Here is a 14,675-nt window from a genome sequence, read left to right on the forward strand (position 1 = left end):
AATGAATCGTCTTAGTGCACCGAGGGTACCAGGTCAAGGGTTGGATGATCTTCCCTCGGGAGGACCTGATCTGGCGTCCGGGCTGTAGTTGGGTATATAGATGATTCATATAGCTATAAAGCCAACGGGCTCTGGGAGTGACCTCGATGACCGAGCATGCGCCTCCGGTGATCCTCACCGACCTCACCGACGACGGGGTCATGCTGCTCACCCTGAACCGGCCCGAGCGGCACAACGCCTGGACCCTGGAGATGGAACTGCTCTACAACGAGCTGTTCGACCGCGCAGAGGCGGATCCGGCGGTACGGGCCGTCATCCTCACCGGCGCGGGACGCAGCTTCTGCCCGGGCATGGACATGAGCGTGCTGGACGGGGCGTCCTCGGGTGCGCGCCCCTGGCCGACCGACCAGTTGCCGCCGCGCACCCGGCCCATGTCGTTCCCCAAGCCCCTGGTGGCGGCCGTCAACGGCGCCTGCGCCGGCATCGGCTTCAATCAGGCGCTGATGTGCGATGTACGGTTCGCCGTGCCGGGCGCCAAGTTCGCCGCCGCGTTCAGCGCGCGTGGCCTGGTGGCCGAGGACGGTGTCTCGTGGCTCCTGCCCCGGATCGTCGGCTACGGGAACGCGAGCGACCTGCTGCTGTCCTCACGCCGGATCACCGGAGCGGAGGCGCGGACGATGGGCCTGGTCAACCGGCTGGTCGAGCCGGAGGAACTGCTCCCGGCGGCGCTCGCGTACGCCACGGAACTGGCCCGCTCGGCCAGCCCGTACGCGATGTCCCTCATCAAACGGCAGCTCGCCGTCGACCAGTCGAGCAGCTTCACCGAGAGCCGCGACACCGCCGCCGCGCTGCTGGCCACGGCGAAACGCGCCCCCGACTACCGCGAGGGCGTGCGCAGCTTCATCGAACGCCGACAGCCGGAGTTCGCCGGGCTGGGAGAGAACGTGGCGGAGCCGGCGGAGGCCTCGTCGTGAGCCGCGCCGAACTCCCGCTGCACCGCCGCACCATCACCGTCACCGCCCACCAGGAGCCCGGCGGCGAGGAGATCTCGGTCGAGGCGGAGCTGCGGGACGAGCGGCCGTGGGCCGAGCCGGCGGTCGCCGACATCCACCGGATGGTGCTGGCGGTGCGGGTCCGCCTCGCGGACATGACCATCGTGGCCGCCGATGCCGACATGCTGACCTTTCCGCATGCCGAGTGCCCGTTCATCACCCCGGTCTTCGACAGCCTGATCGGTCTCGGCGTCACCGCCGGGTACAACCGGGCGATCCAGGAGCGGTTCCGCGGTGTCCTGGGCTGCTCCCACCTCTACGAACTGGCCCGGGTGCTCGGCCCGGCCGTGGTGCAGGCGGCCATGTCGGCCAACGCGCGCCGCCGTGACGCGGGTGAGCCCGCGAACGGACCACGCGCCACGGCCGGGGTGCTGAACAGCTGTCACATCTGGGCGCCGGACGGTGTGGGCCTGCGCAAGCTCGACGCGGGCTGGCGCCCCGGGACCGGCCCCCGCCCGGTTCCCGGACTCGACGCCTTCGAGCGGCCTACGGGTTCGTGAGCCTCGGCTCGCGCGGCAGCCCCAGCACCTTCTCCGCGAGGATGTTCCGCTGCACCTGCGAGGTGCCCGCGTAGATCGTCCCGGAGCGGGCGATCAGATACGTCGTCGACCAGGACGCCGAGGAGTTCGCGGCGCCGGGGTCGTCGGTGCGGTAGGTGCGCAACGGCGGCCGGCCAACCGGCACTTGGCCGTGCAGGCCCATGATGTCCATCGCCAGATCGGTGACCTTCGTGTGGTACTCGCTCCAGAACAGCTTGGCGATCGACGACTCGGGACCCGGCTCCGCACCCTTGAGCCAGCCGGTGAGGATCCGGTAGCCGAGATAGCGCATGATCTCGACCTTGGACCAGCACCAAGCGATCCGCTGGCGAATGACCGGATCCTGGTCCCTGCCGTACAGGCGGGCGAGCTCCACCAGGCGTTCCACCTCGGCCCGGAAGAGGATCGGGTTGGTGGCCGCCTCCTCCCCGCGCTCCACGCCCAGCAGGCTCTGGGCGACGGTCCAGCCGTTGTCGACGCCGCCCACGACGAGGTCGGCGCGGGTGCGGGCGCCGTTGAAGAAGACCTCGTTGAAATGGAGTTGGCCGCTCATCATGCGGAACGGGCGGACCTCGACGCCGGGTTGGTCCAGCGGGACGAGGAGGAAGGAGATGCCGCGGTGCTTGGAGGCGTCGCGGTTCGTGCGGGCCAGGACGAAGATCCAGTCGCTGTGATGGGCGCCGGACGTCCACACTTTCTGGCCGTCGATCACCCACTCCTCGCCCTCGCGGACGGCACGCGTCGTCAACGCGGCCAGGTCCGAGCCCGCGTCGGGCTCCGAGTAGCCCTGGCACCAGGTGTCCTCGCCGCTGAGGATGCGCGGCAGGAAGTGGCTGCGCTGCTCGTCCGTACCCCAGCGCAGCAGCGTGTTCGCCAGCATCTTCACGCCGAAGGTGTCCTGCGGCAGCCCGAACGGCACACCGGCCAGGGCCAGTTCCTCCATCAGGACCACCTGGTGGAGCTTGGACAGGCCCCGCCCGCCGTACTGCTCGGGCCAGGTGAGGGAGAGGTAGCGGTGCTCGGCGAGCAGGCGCCGCCAGTCCCGGGCGAAGGCCCAGGCGGCCTCCTCGTCGAGGGCGCCGATGCCCTTCCAGTCCGGCGGCAGCGCCTCGGCGAGAAACCCTTTGACCTCGGTGCGGAACGTCTCGGTCTCCGCGGGATAGCTGATGTCCACCGGTGTGCTCTCCTCGCCCGGCCTCGCTCGCCCAGCCGATCGCTGTATTGATTGTTTCAGCATAATAGGTTATCTATTTGAGAGGAATAGCGTCGAGCCAGGGCGGGCTGACATGGGACTGCTGGACGGCCGCAACGCGGTGATCACCGGCGGCGCGCAGGGTATCGGCTTCGAGATCGCCGGAGTGCTCGGCGCCGCGGGCGCGTCCGTCGTCCTCGGCGACATCAACGAGGACGCCGCGGCGGAAGCCGCCGAGCGCCTCGCCAAGAACGGCGTGGCCGCTGCCTCGCTGCGTTGCGACGTCACCGACGAGGACGAGGTCGCAACGCTGGTCGCCCACTGCGCCGACACCTTCGGCCCGGTCGGCGTCATGGTCAACAACGCCGGGATCACCCGGGACGCGACCCTGCGCAAGATGGCCGTGTCCGACTTCCGCGCGGTCATCGACGTCCACCTGACCGGCGCCTGGAACGGCACCCGGCATGCCGCCGAGGCGATGCGCGCGCACGGACACGGCGGCAGCATCGTCAACATCTCCTCCATCGCCGGCAAGGTCGGCAACTTCGGTCAGACGAACTACAGCGCCGCCAAGGCCGGACTCGTCGGCCTCACCAAGGCCTCCGCCAAGGAACTCGCCAAGGCGGGCATCCGCGTCAACGCCGTACAGCCCGGTCTGATCCGCACCGCCATGACCGAGGCGATGCCGCCGGCCGCCTGGGACGCCAAGCTCGCCGAGATCCCGCTGGGCCGCGCGGGCGAGCCCGCCGAGGTCGCCCAGGCCGTTCTCTTCCTCGCCTCCGACATGGCGAGCTACGTCACCGGAGCCGTCCTCGAGGTGACCGGCGGCCGGTACATGTGACCCCTGATGAAAGGCATGGCTGATGCCCGCCCTCCTGCGTGACGCGGTGATCTGCGAACCCGTGCGTACCCCCGTCGGCGGCTACGGAGGCGTCTTCCGCGACGTGCCCGCGACCGAACTCGCCGCAGCGGTCGTCCGCGCCGTACTGGACCGCACCGGCATCCCGCCCGGCGCTGTCGACGACGTCCTGCTGGGCCAGTGCTACCCCAACGGCGAGGCACCGGCCATCGGCCGCGTCGCCGCCCTGGACGCCGGTCTGCCGGTGGAGGTGCCCGGACTGCAGATCGACCGCCGCTGCGGCTCCGGACTGCAGGCGATCATCACGGCGGCGATGCAGGTGCAGACCGGCGCGAGCGACCTCGTGCTGGCCGGCGGCGTCGAGTCCATGAGCCAGGCCGAGTTCTACACCACCGGCGTCCGCTTCGGCGTGCGCGGCGCGGGCACCAGCCTGCACGACCGGCTGGCCCGCGGCCGGGTCACGTCCGGGGGCGTCAACCACCCGGTCCCCGGCGGCATGTTGGAGACCGCCGAGAACCTGCGGCGCGAGTACGACATCCCCCGCGAGGAACAGGACCGACTGGCCCTGCGCTCCCACGAGAAGGCGGTCGCCGCCCAGCGGGAGGGCCGGTTCACCGACGAGATCGTGCCCGTCACCGTACGGACGAGGAAGGGCGAGACGGTCGTCGATGCCGACGAACACCCGCGCCCCGACTCGACGTTGGAGAAACTCGCGAGTCTGCGACCCGTGCTCGGCCGGCAGGACCCGCAGGCGACCGTCACCGCGGGCAACGCCAGCGGACAGAACGACGGCGCCGCCCTCTGCGTCGTCACCCACCCCGAGCGCGCCGCCTCACTCGGCCTGCGCCCACTGGGCCGCCTGGTCTCCTGGGCCGTCGTGGGCGTGCCGCCGGAGACGATGGGCATCGGCCCCGTGCCCGCGACCGCCCGCGCCCTGGAACGGGCGGGACTGAAGCTCGCCGATATCGACCTGATCGAACTCAACGAGGCCTTCGCCGCCCAGGTCCTTGCCTGCACCCGCGAATGGGCCCTGACCGAGGCCGATTTCGAGCGGTTCAACGTCAACGGCTCCGGTATCTCGCTGGGTCACCCCGTCGGTGCCACCGGCGGCCGCATCCTCGCCACCCTGCTGCGCGAACTCGACCGCCGCCAGGCCCGGTTCGGCCTGGAGACCATGTGCCTCGGCGGCGGCCAGGGCCTGGCCGCCGTCTTCGAACGGACGCACGCAATCGACGCCAATGGAGGACGCTGATGGCCGGACTGATCGCATACGGCGCCTACGTGCCGTACCACCGCCTCGCCCGGGCCGCCATCGCCGCCACCCTCGGGACGGCCGCGTCCCGGGGCACGCGCGCGGTGGCGGGCTATGACGAGGACACCACTTCGATGGCCGTCGAGGCGGCCCGGGGTGCCCTGGCCCGGGACGGACTGCGCGCCCGCATCGGCCAGCTCTTCCTCGCCACCGCCGCACCCGCCTACCTCGACAAGACCAACGCGACCGCCGTCCACGCCGCGCTCGGCCTCGACCCGCACGTCCTCGCCGCCGACATGGCGGGCTCCGTCCGCTCCGGCCTCGGCGCGCTGGTCACCGCCGCCCGCTCCCCGGTGCCGACCCTCGCGGTCCTGTCCGACCTGCGCACCGGCCTGCCGGGCGGCAGCGACGAGACGGCGGGCGGCGACGGCGCGGCGGCGTTCGCGTTCGGTGGCCACCGCAACGGGGCTCCCGTGATCGCGGAGCTGCTCGCCCACGACACGGTCAGCGACGAGATCCTCGACCGCTGGCGGCTGCCCGGCGCGCCCGCTTCCCGCGTCTGGGAGGAGCGTTTCGCCGAGGAGATCTACGTGTCCCTCGCGGACAAGGCGCTGAGCGCCGCCCTCGACCAGGCGGGCCTGGACCGTGGCGCCATCGACCACTTCATCGTCTCCGGCCTGCACGCGCGCGCGTGCGCGTCGGTGCGTCGTACCGCAGGTGTACGGCCCGAGGCGGCGACCGCGGACCTCACCGCGGAGATCGGCAACGCCGGCACGGCTCAGCCAGGCTTGCTCCTCGCCGACGTCCTCGACCGCGCCGCACCCGGCCGGATCATCGCGCTCGTCGTGCTCGGCGACGGCGCCGGAGTCCTGCTGCTGCGCACCACCGACGCCCTTCCCGCGCACCGCGGCGCCCGCCCCGTCGCCGCACAGATCGCCGCGGGGAGCGCCCCCATCCCGTACGCCGCCTATCTCTCCTGGCGCGGCCTCCTCGACCGTGAACCGCCCCGCCGGCCCGACCCGGAGCCGCCCTACGCGCCGCCCGCGCACCGCCGCAACAGCTGGAAGTACGGCTTCGTCGCCTCCCGTTGCGAGAAGTGCGGGACCCGGCATCTGCCGCCGGACCGGGTCTGCGTGTCCTGCCGGAGCGTCGACGCCATGACCGACGAGCCGATGGAGCACGTACCCGGCACGGTCGCCACCTTCACCGTGGACCGGCTGGCCCACACACCGAGCCCGCCGATGCTCGTCGTGGTCGTCGACTACGACGGCGGCGGCAGGTTCCGATGCCAGCTGACCGACGCGACCGAGGCGGACGCCGCCATCGGCGCCCGGGTCGAGATGACCTTCCGGCGCACGGTCACCGCCGCCGGCGTCCACAACTACTTCTGGAAGGCCCGGCCGGTGCGCACGGGCGAGACCGAGGGGACACACGGATGAGCTCGCACGGAATCCGGGACCGGGTCGCGATCGTCGGCATGGGCTGCACGCCCTTCGGCGAGCACTGGACCCGCTCGGCGGACGACCTGCTGGTCGACGCCGTCGGCGAGGCGGTCACCTCGGCCGGCATCACGCTCGACGACATCGACGCGTTCTGGCTCGGCACCCAGGCGTCCGGAGTCTCCGGACTGACCCTCAGCCGCCCGCTGCACCTGCCGTACAAGCCGGTCACCCGCCTGGAGAACATGTGCGCGACCGGCTCCGAGGCGCTGCGCAACGCCTGTTACGCGGTCGCCTCCGGCGCTTACGACGTGGTGATGGCGGTCGGCGTGGAGAAGCTCAAGGACTCCGGCATGTCCGGGCTCTCGGGCACCACGATGCCGGGCGCGGGCGATGACAGCCGGGGCGAGATCACGGCCCCGGCGAACTTCTCCCTGCTCGCCCCGGCCTACGCCGCCAAGTACGGCCTGGCGGAAGAGGAGTTGAAGGACGTCATCACCCGCATCGCCTGGAAGAACCACATGAACGGTGCCCGCAACCCCCGCGCCCAGTTCCGTAAGGAGGTGCCGCTGGAGCGCATCCGGTCGGCGCCGATCATCGCGGGCATGCTCGGCGTGTTCGACTGCTCGGGGGTCTCCGACGGTTCGGCGGCGGCGATTGTCGTACGCGCCGAGGACGCCTACAAGTACACCGACAAGCCGATCTTCGTGAAGGCGCTGTCCTTCGTCGCCGGCCCCGCGGACGGTCTCCTCGACCCGGAGTACGACTTCACCACCTTCCCCGAGGTCGTCGTCTCGGCCCAGGAGGCCTACCGGCAGGCGGGCATCACCGACCCCCGCGCCGAACTCGCGCTCGCCGAGGTCCACGACTGCTTCACTCCAACGGAGTTGGTGCTCATGGAGGACCTGGGCTTCTCCGAGCGAGGACAGGCCTGGAAGGACGTCACCAGCGGCGCCTTCGACCTCGACGGCTCGCTGCCGGTCAACCCGGACGGAGGCCTGAAGGCCTTCGGCCACCCCATCGGCGCCTCCGGCCTGCGCATGATGTTCGAGGCCTGGCTCCAACTGCGCGGCGAGGCACCGCCCGATCGGACGGTCGGGTCCGTGGCGGAGGGCCGCTCGCTCGCCCTGACCCACAACCTCGGCGGCGGCCCCGGCGAGTGCGTCTCCTTCGTCTCCGTCGTCGGCAGCGAACTCACCGACTGAGAAAGGTGGTTGGGTCATGGGACGACTCGACGACAAGATTGCGATCGTGACCGGAGCCGCGTCCGGCATCGGCGCCGCCACCGCCCGCCGCCTGGCGGCCGAGGGCGCCCACACGGTCGTAGCCGATCTGAACCTCGACGGCGCCAAGGGGATCACGGAGGAGATCCGGGCGGCCGGAGGGTCCGCCACGGCGGTCCCGGTCGACCTGGGCGACATCGACTCCGTACGGGCCATGGTGGCCGCGGCAGTTGACACCTACGGCGGCCTCGATGTCCTGCACAACAACGCGGCGGCCACCCATCTGGCCGCCCGCCAGGACCTCGCCGTCCTGGAGGCCGACCCGGCGGTCTGGGACGACACGATGCGGATCAACCTGCGCGGGACCATGGTCGCCATCCAGGCCGCCGTCCCGCACATGATCGCCCGCGGCGCCGGCTCGATCATCAACACCTCGTCCGGAGCCGGTCTCGCGGGCGACCTGCGCAATCCCGCGTACGGCGCCTCGAAGGCCGCCCTCATCAACCTCACGCAGTACGTCGCCACCCAGTACGGCAAGCAGGGCGTGCGCTGCAACGCCATCGCCCCGGGGTTCATCGTCACACCGGCGAGCGCCGGTTCGGCGCACGGGACGATCCGGGAGGAGATGCTGCGGCATCACCTCACCCCGCGCCTCGGCCGTCCCGAGGACGTCGCCTCGGCGGTCGTCTTCCTCGCCTCCGACGAGTCCGCCTTCATCACCGGGCACACTCTGCGCGTGGACGGCGGACTGCTGGCCCACCAGCCGTACGTCGCCGATCTGCGGGACGCGTGACGCGGTCGCCGCAGACGCCCGGACTCCGGAGCACGTCTGCGGCGACGGTCCGTCGGCTTCAGGACAGCGTCTCCGGTTCCAGATCGCCCAGGTAGGCCGCCCGGACCGCCGGATCGCGGCGCACCTCGTCCGGGGTGCCGGCGCAGATCCGGCGGCCGAAGTCGAGGACGACGACCTGGTCGCAGACGCTCATCACCATGTCGACGTCGTGCTCGACGAGCAGCACACCCATGCCCCAGTCCTCGGCGAGCCGTCGCACCAGGTGGGCCAACTCTCGTGTCTCGTCGTCGGACAGCCCCGCCGCCGGTTCGTCCAGGAGCAGCACGGACGGCGAGGTCGCCACCGCGCGCGCGATCGCCAGCAGCCGTCGCTCGCCGTACGACAGGTCGCCCACCGGCCGGTCCAGACTGTCTTGCAGTCCGAACTCCCGTACGGCGACGAGTACTTGGGCGGGCAGTGGGCGACTGCCGGGACGGATCAGGTCGGTGAGCCAGGCCCACGGCCCGGGCCGATCGCAGGCGGCGTAGAGGTTGTCCAGCACCGTCATGTCCTCGAACAGCTCAAGGGACTGGAAGGACCGGCTCAGTCCCGCCCCGGCGCGCCGGGGCACCGGGACCCGGGTCACGTCCCGCTCGCCGAGGCGGACGCTGCCGGACGCGGCTCGGGTGAAGCCGGTGACGGCGTCGATGGCGGAGGTCTTGCCGGCGCCGTTGGGGCCGATGAGACCAACGACCTGGCCCGGTTCGACGTCCAGCGAGAGCCCGTCGACGGCGACGACACCGCCGTAGCGGACGGTCAGATCCCGCACGTGCAGGGGGAGCGGCGCGGCGCGTGGCACGTCCGGGAGGGGTGCCGAATTCTCCTCGGGCGCGGTCGTGTCGGGCTTCGGGGACAGCCTGCGCCGGAGGCCCGCTGCCTGCTTTCCGAGTTCCTTCCCGATGCCGTCCTGGTTGCCTACCAGGGTCAGCACCAGGATGATCCCGCCGATCAGCGGCATCCACTCGCTCAGCCCGGGCACCACCAGGTCCCCGAACCGGGCGCCGACCGTACCGGCGGCGAACGTGGCGCCGAACAGCGGGCCGACGAGGAAGCCGACACCGCCGATGACGGCGAGCCCGAGCGCGGTGACCGAGTCGAAACTCGCGAAGTCGGAGAACACCACCGACGTCGAGCGGAAGCCGGTCAGTACTCCGGCGAGCGCGGCGATGGCCGCGGACAGGCCGAAGGCGTAGAGCTTCGTCGCGCGGACGTCGATACCCAGGGCGGCGGCGGCCCGTTCATTGGCCCGTACGGCGATGAGCCGGCGGCCGGTGCGACTGCGCCTGACGTTGGCGACCACGATCGTGGCGGCGGCGAACAGGACCAGGACCACGGCGGCGTACCGCTGCGGATGGTCGACCCCGGAGATGCTGATGCCGAAGAGCGTCTGCTTGCCCACCGCGATGCCGTCGCTGCCGGGAGTCGTCGACAGGTCGGTGTTCTGGAAGACCATCGCCTCCAGGGTGGTGCCGAGCCCGAGCGTGATGATCGCGAGGTTGACCCCGCGGGTGCGCACGGCCGGCAGCGCGAACAGCAGGCCGATCGGTACGGTGCCCAACACGCCCGCCAGCAGCGCGAGTTCGAACGGCCATCCCCAGTCCGCCGCGGCGTGCCCGGCGATGAAGGCGCCGGTCCCGGCGAGGGCGTACGCCGCGAGGGACACCTGTCCCGCGTAGCCGGTGACCACGATGATCGACAGGATGATGAGAGAGAGCACGAGGGTGCTGGTGATCGCGTCGGCCCACAGCGGGGTGGACAGGCTCACCAGGACCAGCCCGATCACGACGGCCAGTGCGAGGGGGACAGGACGCACCCTGCCGGTGCCCAGCGCCGGGAGGCGGTCGAGGAACGTGCCGCGCAGCGGCAGCGCCCGGCCGCGTGCGACCAGCACCAGCGCGATGAAGAGGAACGGCACCGACGAGGCGAGGCCGGTGACGCCGGAGCCGAAACGCGTCAGTTCGGACTGCGCGACCCCGATGACCAGACCGCCCGCCAGGGTGACGGGGAACGACGAGAACCTGCCGACCAGGGCGGCGGCCAGCGCGCTCAGCAGCAGCGTGGTCAGCCCGGTCACCGACAGACCGATCACCGGCACGATCAGGATGGCCGTGAGCCCGGCGAGCGCGGAGCCCAGTGCCCAGTTGCCGGCGGCGATCAGGTCCGGGGACCAGCCGAGCGCGGCGGCGGCGCCCTCGTTCTCGGCGACCGCCGTGGTGCCCAGGCCGAACAGGGTGCGCCGGTACAGGAGATGGAGGACCGCGGTCACGGCGATCGCGATGCCTAGCAGCCAGACGCGGTCCTCGGAGACCGTCGCGCCGGCGATCGTCAGCAGCCGGGTGGGCAGCTTGCCCGGCACCAGTTGCAGGCTGTCGCCGTAGCGCTTCACGGCGATCGCGGTGAGCACGATGAACACTGCGAGGGTGCCGACCAGCCGGGCCAGGGTGGACGCCCTGCGCAGCGGACGGATCACCAACAGGTGGGTGAGCACGCCCAGTGCCGCCGAGGTGAGCACGCCGCACACGGTGGCGGGCCAGTACGGCACACCGTGGTTGACGGCGAGCTCCCACTGGACGTAGGCGCCGGCCATCCCGATCGCGCCATGCGCGAAGTTCAGGACGCCGGAGCCCCGGTAGACCAGCACGATGCCGTGCGCGGTGAGCGCGTAGAGGGCGCCGAGCCCCAGGCCGAGCAGTGCGAATCGAAGGATGTCATCCATCCGAGGAACCTCCCAGGGCCTACCTCTTCGGTCTCCAGGAGTAGCGAACGGTGGGCGGCTCGGCAAGACAGACAGCGTATTTATTTAAATAATTGTGCCGAGAGTACTTCACTAACCAATGGATGACCTCCATGCTGTCGGCATCTCGACGTCGCCCATTTCGGGCGCGAGCCCCGCGGGAGGGACCATGAACGACCCACGCCCACGCAGAACTGCCGCAGCGAGCGCCCTCGCGGTGACCGGAGCCCTGCTCGCCGCAGGATGCGGGGGAGGAGCGTCGGCCGACAGCTCGGCCGAGACCTCGTCGCTGAAGGGCACCCCGGTCAAGGTGATGGTCTGGGCGCCGGAGAACACCCAGGGCAGCGCCCAGCCCGGGATCCGGCTCACCGCCCAGGCATACCAGAAGTGGATCAACGCCAACGGCGGGATCAAGGGCGGCCCGCTGAAAGTGACCTTCTGCAACGAGAAGAGCGACCCCGACGAGGCCGAGAAGTGCGCCCAGGAGGCCGTCGCCGACAAGGTGTCCGCGGTCGTCGGCTCCTACAGCCTCGCCGGTGACCGCTACATGCCCGTCCTGCAGAAGGCCGGCATCCCCTACATCGGCGGGACCGGCGTCTCCGCGGCGGAGTTCTCCAACCCGCTGTCCTTCCCGGTCAACGGCGGCACCCCGGTGGTCTTCGCCGCCCACGGCCGCCAACTGGTGCAGCAGGGCTGCAAGAAGATCACCGGCGTACGGTACGACGTGGCCGCCGCGGCCGTCGTCTCGCAGTTCCTCACCCTGGGTGTGACCTCCGCCGGAGGAGCGGCGCCCAAGGACCTCAAGGTGCCGCTCACCGCCACCGACCTCGCTCCGCAGGTCGCCGCGACCAAGGGCAGCGACTGCGTGAGCGTCATCCTGGGCACCGCCTCGGACCTGTTCGTCAAGTCGTACGTGCAGTCCGGAGACAAGACCAAGCTCGCCAGCGTCGTCGGCAACCTCACCCCGCAACTGGCCGCGAGCACCGGCGGAAGCGGCAGCCCGCTGGAGGGTGCCGCGATCACCGGCTACTACCCGCCGACCTCCGACGCCGTGTGGAAGGACTTCGTCGCGGCGGCCAAGGGTCAGGACATCGACACCACCAACGGTGCCAACGCCACGACCTGGGTGGCCTTCAAGGTCTTCACCGAGGCCGCCAAACAGCTGCCGACGATCTCGGCCAAGGCGTTGGTGCAAGAGCTGAACACCACCTCCGGCATCGACACCGGAGGCCTGACCCCGCCGCTGAACTGGAAGGCGCCGACGGCCCTGCCGATGAAGGGGCTGGGCCGCATCCACAACACGACCGCCACCGAACTGACCATCCGCGACGGGAAGATCGAGTGGGCGAAGTCCGGGTCGAGCTTCGTCGACGTCCGGAAGGTGCTGACGGCCGCATCGGCCGGCTGAGTCCGCTGCGGCCCGGCCGACTCCGGTTGAGGAGAGACCCCGTGCACGACACCGATGTGCCCCTGATAGCGACCCGCGCCCTGTCCGCCGGATACGGCACCCGACCCGTCGTGAGCGACCTCGACCTGGAGGTCCGGCCGGGCGAGGTCGTCGCCCTGCTCGGCCCCAACGGCGCCGGCAAGACCACCACCCTCAGGGCGCTGTCCGGCGACCTGACCCCGATCAGCGGCGAAGTCCGCTGGCTGGGCACCCCCTGCCACACACCCCTGCACCGCCGCGCCCGCGAAGGCCTCGCCTACGTCGGTGAACGCGCGGTCTTCACCCGCCTCGACACCACCGACAACCTACGGGTCGGACACGTACCGCCGGAGCGCGCCGTCGAGCTCTTCCCCGAACTCGAAAAACGCCTGAAGACCGGCGCCGGCATGCTCTCCGGCGGCGAGCAGCAGATGCTGTCGCTGGCGCGGGCCCTGTGCCGGTCCCCCCGGCTGCTGCTGGCCGACGAACTGTCCCTCGGCCTCGCCCCGCTCGTCGTCGACCGCCTCCTGCGCGCCGTCCGCGAGGCAGCCGACCAGGGTCTGGCCGCACTGCTGGTCGAACAGCACGTACGCAAGGTGCTCGACATCGCCGACCGCGTCTACGTACTGCGCCGCGGCCGCGTCGTCATGACCGGCACCCCGAAGGAACTGCGCGGAGAACTCGACGCCATCGAGTCCTCCTATCTCGCGAAGAACCCGACGCCATGACTGATGGAGGTGGTTGCCGTGCCCAGCGCACGTGAGCAGATCCGGGCCCTGGTCCGGTCCGGTAGGACGTTCGACCAACCCGCCCGAGAGACAAGGGAGTTGCAGCTCGAAGCGGCGCGGGAGGCCTTCGCTGCCCACCGCGAGCGCATCCCGCTGCTGCGCACCCGGGCGGACGAGAGCGGCGTACACGGGATCGAGAGTCCCGACGACCTCGTGCCCCTGCTGTTCTCCCACACCAGCTACAAGTCGTACCCCCTCTCCTTCATCACCGGCGGCCGATGGGACCGGCTCCTGCGCTGGTACACGACGGTGTCGGTGGTCGAGCCGGGAGACGTCGACGTCGAGGGCGTGAACGACATCGACGAGTGGGCCGACCGTGTCACCGCAGCGGGCCACCGCCCGTACATCACGAGCGGGACCTCGGGGAAGGTCTCCTTCCTCAACTGCGACACGAGCGACCTGGGCTTCCTGCACGACATCCTGGAGAACCTCACCTGCTGGCCCGACCCGCTGCCGACCGAGCCGACCCGCCGCGGCTACCTCCTCGCGCCGGCGAGCGGTCCGATGCGCTCCATCGACGGCTACCGCTGGCACGCGGACGTTTTCGTACGGCCCGGAGAGACACAGTTGCTCACGGATGAGCCGATCCGGGTCTCCGAGCTGATGAGCAGCGCCCTGCTGCGCCGCCGGATGGCGGAGGGCACCGCGACCCCACAGGAGATCAGCTCCTTCGAGAGCGCGTCCGGAGCCCGCGAGGAGGAACTGGGCGCGGCCGTCGCGCAGATCGTCGACGACATCGCCGCACACCGGACCGAGCCGTTGCTGATCGCCGGGATGAACAATCAGCAGTTCACCTTGATCCAAGCCCTTCGGGCCCGGGGTGTACCTGACGGGAGCCTCCACCCGGACACGCTGGTCCTCAGTGGCGGCGGTAACAAGGGCGGGGCCCTGCCCGACGACTACCAGCAGCAGTTCGCCGCCTTCTACGACGGTGTGCGGCGGGTGCGCAGCTACGGCATGACGGAACTCCAGGGCTCCTGCCTCGCCTGCGAGCAGGGCAACTACCACGTGCCGCCGTGGGTGATCCCGCTGGTCCTGGACGAGCCGGGCGAGAAGCTGCTGAACACCGAACACGGCGTGGTGGAGGGGCGGTTCGCCTTCCTGGACGTCTCGCTGGAGGGCCGGTGGGGCGGGCTGATCAGCGGAGACCGGGTCTTCGTCGACTTCTCGCCCTGCGACTGCGGCCGGGCGGGACCGACCGTCCTGCCGGACATCAGGCGCTACGGCGACCTCGGAGGCGAGGACAAGATCACCTGCGCCGCGACACTCGACTCCTACGTGCGAGGGATGATCCACGGTTGACTTCCTCTCCCTCGTGGTCGAGGGGGAGTCCTACGGC

General features: G+C 70.9%; 12 protein-coding genes. 10 read left to right on the forward strand and 2 right to left on the reverse strand.

The features are described from left to right. Window positions 1-146: 146 nt before the first annotated feature. Both M2283_RS08435 and M2283_RS08440 read left to right on the forward strand, forming a co-directional pair. Window positions 147-974 carry an enoyl-CoA hydratase-related protein gene (locus M2283_RS08435; protein ID WP_280875467.1) on the forward strand — a complete coding sequence of 276 codons (828 nt, stop codon included), beginning with the start codon at window positions 147-149 and terminating at the stop codon, window positions 972-974. After that, the gene (locus tag M2283_RS08440; RefSeq protein WP_280875468.1) at window positions 971-1,552 is read left to right on the forward strand and encodes a DUF2889 domain-containing protein; all 582 of its coding nucleotides are present in this window, start codon (window positions 971-973) and stop codon (window positions 1,550-1,552) included. The genes M2283_RS08435 and M2283_RS08440 overlap by 4 nt, the downstream gene beginning before the upstream one ends. Here the strand turns inward: M2283_RS08440 and M2283_RS08445 are convergent. Next, the gene (locus tag M2283_RS08445; RefSeq protein WP_280875469.1) at window positions 1,539-2,765 is read right to left on the reverse strand and encodes an acyl-CoA dehydrogenase family protein; all 1,227 of its coding nucleotides are present in this window, start codon (window positions 2,763-2,765) and stop codon (window positions 1,539-1,541) included. The genes M2283_RS08440 and M2283_RS08445 overlap by 14 nt on opposite strands. Before the next feature lie 112 nt (window positions 2,766-2,877). Between M2283_RS08445 and fabG the strand changes: the two genes are divergently transcribed. The 5 genes from fabG to M2283_RS08470 are packed head-to-tail and all read left to right on the forward strand — an operon-like array spanning window position 2,878 to window position 8,349. Continuing rightward, entirely contained in the window at window positions 2,878-3,624 is a 747-nt protein-coding gene (fabG, locus tag M2283_RS08450; RefSeq protein WP_280875470.1) for a 3-oxoacyl-ACP reductase FabG, read from the forward strand. Between the two features lie 22 nt (window positions 3,625-3,646). Further along, complete coding sequence (locus tag M2283_RS08455; protein WP_280875471.1) at window positions 3,647-4,894, forward strand: acetyl-CoA C-acetyltransferase; 1,248 nt, start codon at window positions 3,647-3,649, stop codon at window positions 4,892-4,894. Then, window positions 4,894-6,333 (forward strand): OB-fold domain-containing protein, encoded by a 1,440-nt coding sequence (locus tag M2283_RS08460; RefSeq protein WP_280875472.1) that lies wholly within the window; start codon window positions 4,894-4,896, stop codon window positions 6,331-6,333. Before M2283_RS08455 ends, M2283_RS08460 begins: the two co-directional genes overlap by 1 nt. Next, a complete protein-coding gene (locus tag M2283_RS08465; RefSeq protein ID WP_280875473.1) occupies window positions 6,330-7,538 on the forward strand; it encodes an acetyl-CoA acetyltransferase in 1,209 nt (402 codons plus the stop codon). The genes M2283_RS08460 and M2283_RS08465 overlap by 4 nt, the downstream gene beginning before the upstream one ends. A 16-nt stretch (window positions 7,539-7,554) precedes the next feature. Beyond that, window positions 7,555-8,349, forward strand: coding sequence for an SDR family NAD(P)-dependent oxidoreductase (locus M2283_RS08470; protein WP_280875474.1), 795 nt, complete (start codon window positions 7,555-7,557; stop codon window positions 8,347-8,349). 58 nt (window positions 8,350-8,407) lie between these two features. Here the strand turns inward: M2283_RS08470 and M2283_RS08475 are convergent, their stop codons facing one another. Then, window positions 8,408-11,104 (reverse strand): branched-chain amino acid ABC transporter permease/ATP-binding protein, encoded by a 2,697-nt coding sequence (locus M2283_RS08475; protein WP_280875475.1) that lies wholly within the window; start codon window positions 11,102-11,104, stop codon window positions 8,408-8,410. 187 nt (window positions 11,105-11,291) lie between these two features. Between M2283_RS08475 and M2283_RS08480 the strand changes: the two genes are divergently transcribed. Genes M2283_RS08480 through M2283_RS08490 form a run of 3 tightly spaced genes read left to right on the forward strand, consistent with a single transcriptional unit; the run spans window position 11,292 to window position 14,638 of the window. Beyond that, window positions 11,292-12,530: an ABC transporter substrate-binding protein gene (locus M2283_RS08480; protein ID WP_280875476.1), complete on the forward strand. Its 1,239-nt coding sequence runs from the start codon at window positions 11,292-11,294 to the stop codon at window positions 12,528-12,530. 41 nt (window positions 12,531-12,571) lie between these two features. Then, complete coding sequence (locus M2283_RS08485; protein WP_280875477.1) at window positions 12,572-13,276, forward strand: ABC transporter ATP-binding protein; 705 nt, start codon at window positions 12,572-12,574, stop codon at window positions 13,274-13,276. A gap of 18 nt (window positions 13,277-13,294) precedes the next feature. Then, window positions 13,295-14,638: a hypothetical protein gene (locus M2283_RS08490; protein ID WP_280875478.1), complete on the forward strand. Its 1,344-nt coding sequence runs from the start codon at window positions 13,295-13,297 to the stop codon at window positions 14,636-14,638. The last annotated feature ends 37 nt before the right edge of the window (window positions 14,639-14,675 follow it).

Origin of the sequence: Streptomyces pseudovenezuelae, from assembly GCF_029892565.1 — a bacterium.
Classification (GTDB): Bacteria; Actinomycetota; Actinomycetes; order Streptomycetales; family Streptomycetaceae; genus Streptomyces; species Streptomyces pseudovenezuelae_A.

Excerpts from the sequence above, each read along its gene's own strand:
- M2283_RS08435 (WP_280875467.1), top strand. The coding sequence starts at position 147 with ATGACCGAGCATGCGCCTCCGGTGATCCTCACCGACCTCACCGACGAC.
- fabG (WP_280875470.1), top strand. The coding sequence starts at position 2,878 with ATGGGACTGCTGGACGGCCGCAACGCGGTGATCACCGGCGGCGCGCAG.
- M2283_RS08455 (WP_280875471.1), top strand. The coding sequence starts at position 3,647 with ATGCCCGCCCTCCTGCGTGACGCGGTGATCTGCGAACCCGTGCGTACC.
- M2283_RS08460 (WP_280875472.1), top strand. The coding sequence starts at position 4,894 with ATGGCCGGACTGATCGCATACGGCGCCTACGTGCCGTACCACCGCCTC.
- M2283_RS08465 (WP_280875473.1), top strand. The coding sequence starts at position 6,330 with ATGAGCTCGCACGGAATCCGGGACCGGGTCGCGATCGTCGGCATGGGC.
- M2283_RS08470 (WP_280875474.1), top strand. The coding sequence starts at position 7,555 with ATGGGACGACTCGACGACAAGATTGCGATCGTGACCGGAGCCGCGTCC.
- M2283_RS08475 (WP_280875475.1), bottom strand. The coding sequence starts at position 11,104 with ATGGATGACATCCTTCGATTCGCACTGCTCGGCCTGGGGCTCGGCGCC.
- M2283_RS08480 (WP_280875476.1), top strand. The coding sequence starts at position 11,292 with ATGAACGACCCACGCCCACGCAGAACTGCCGCAGCGAGCGCCCTCGCG.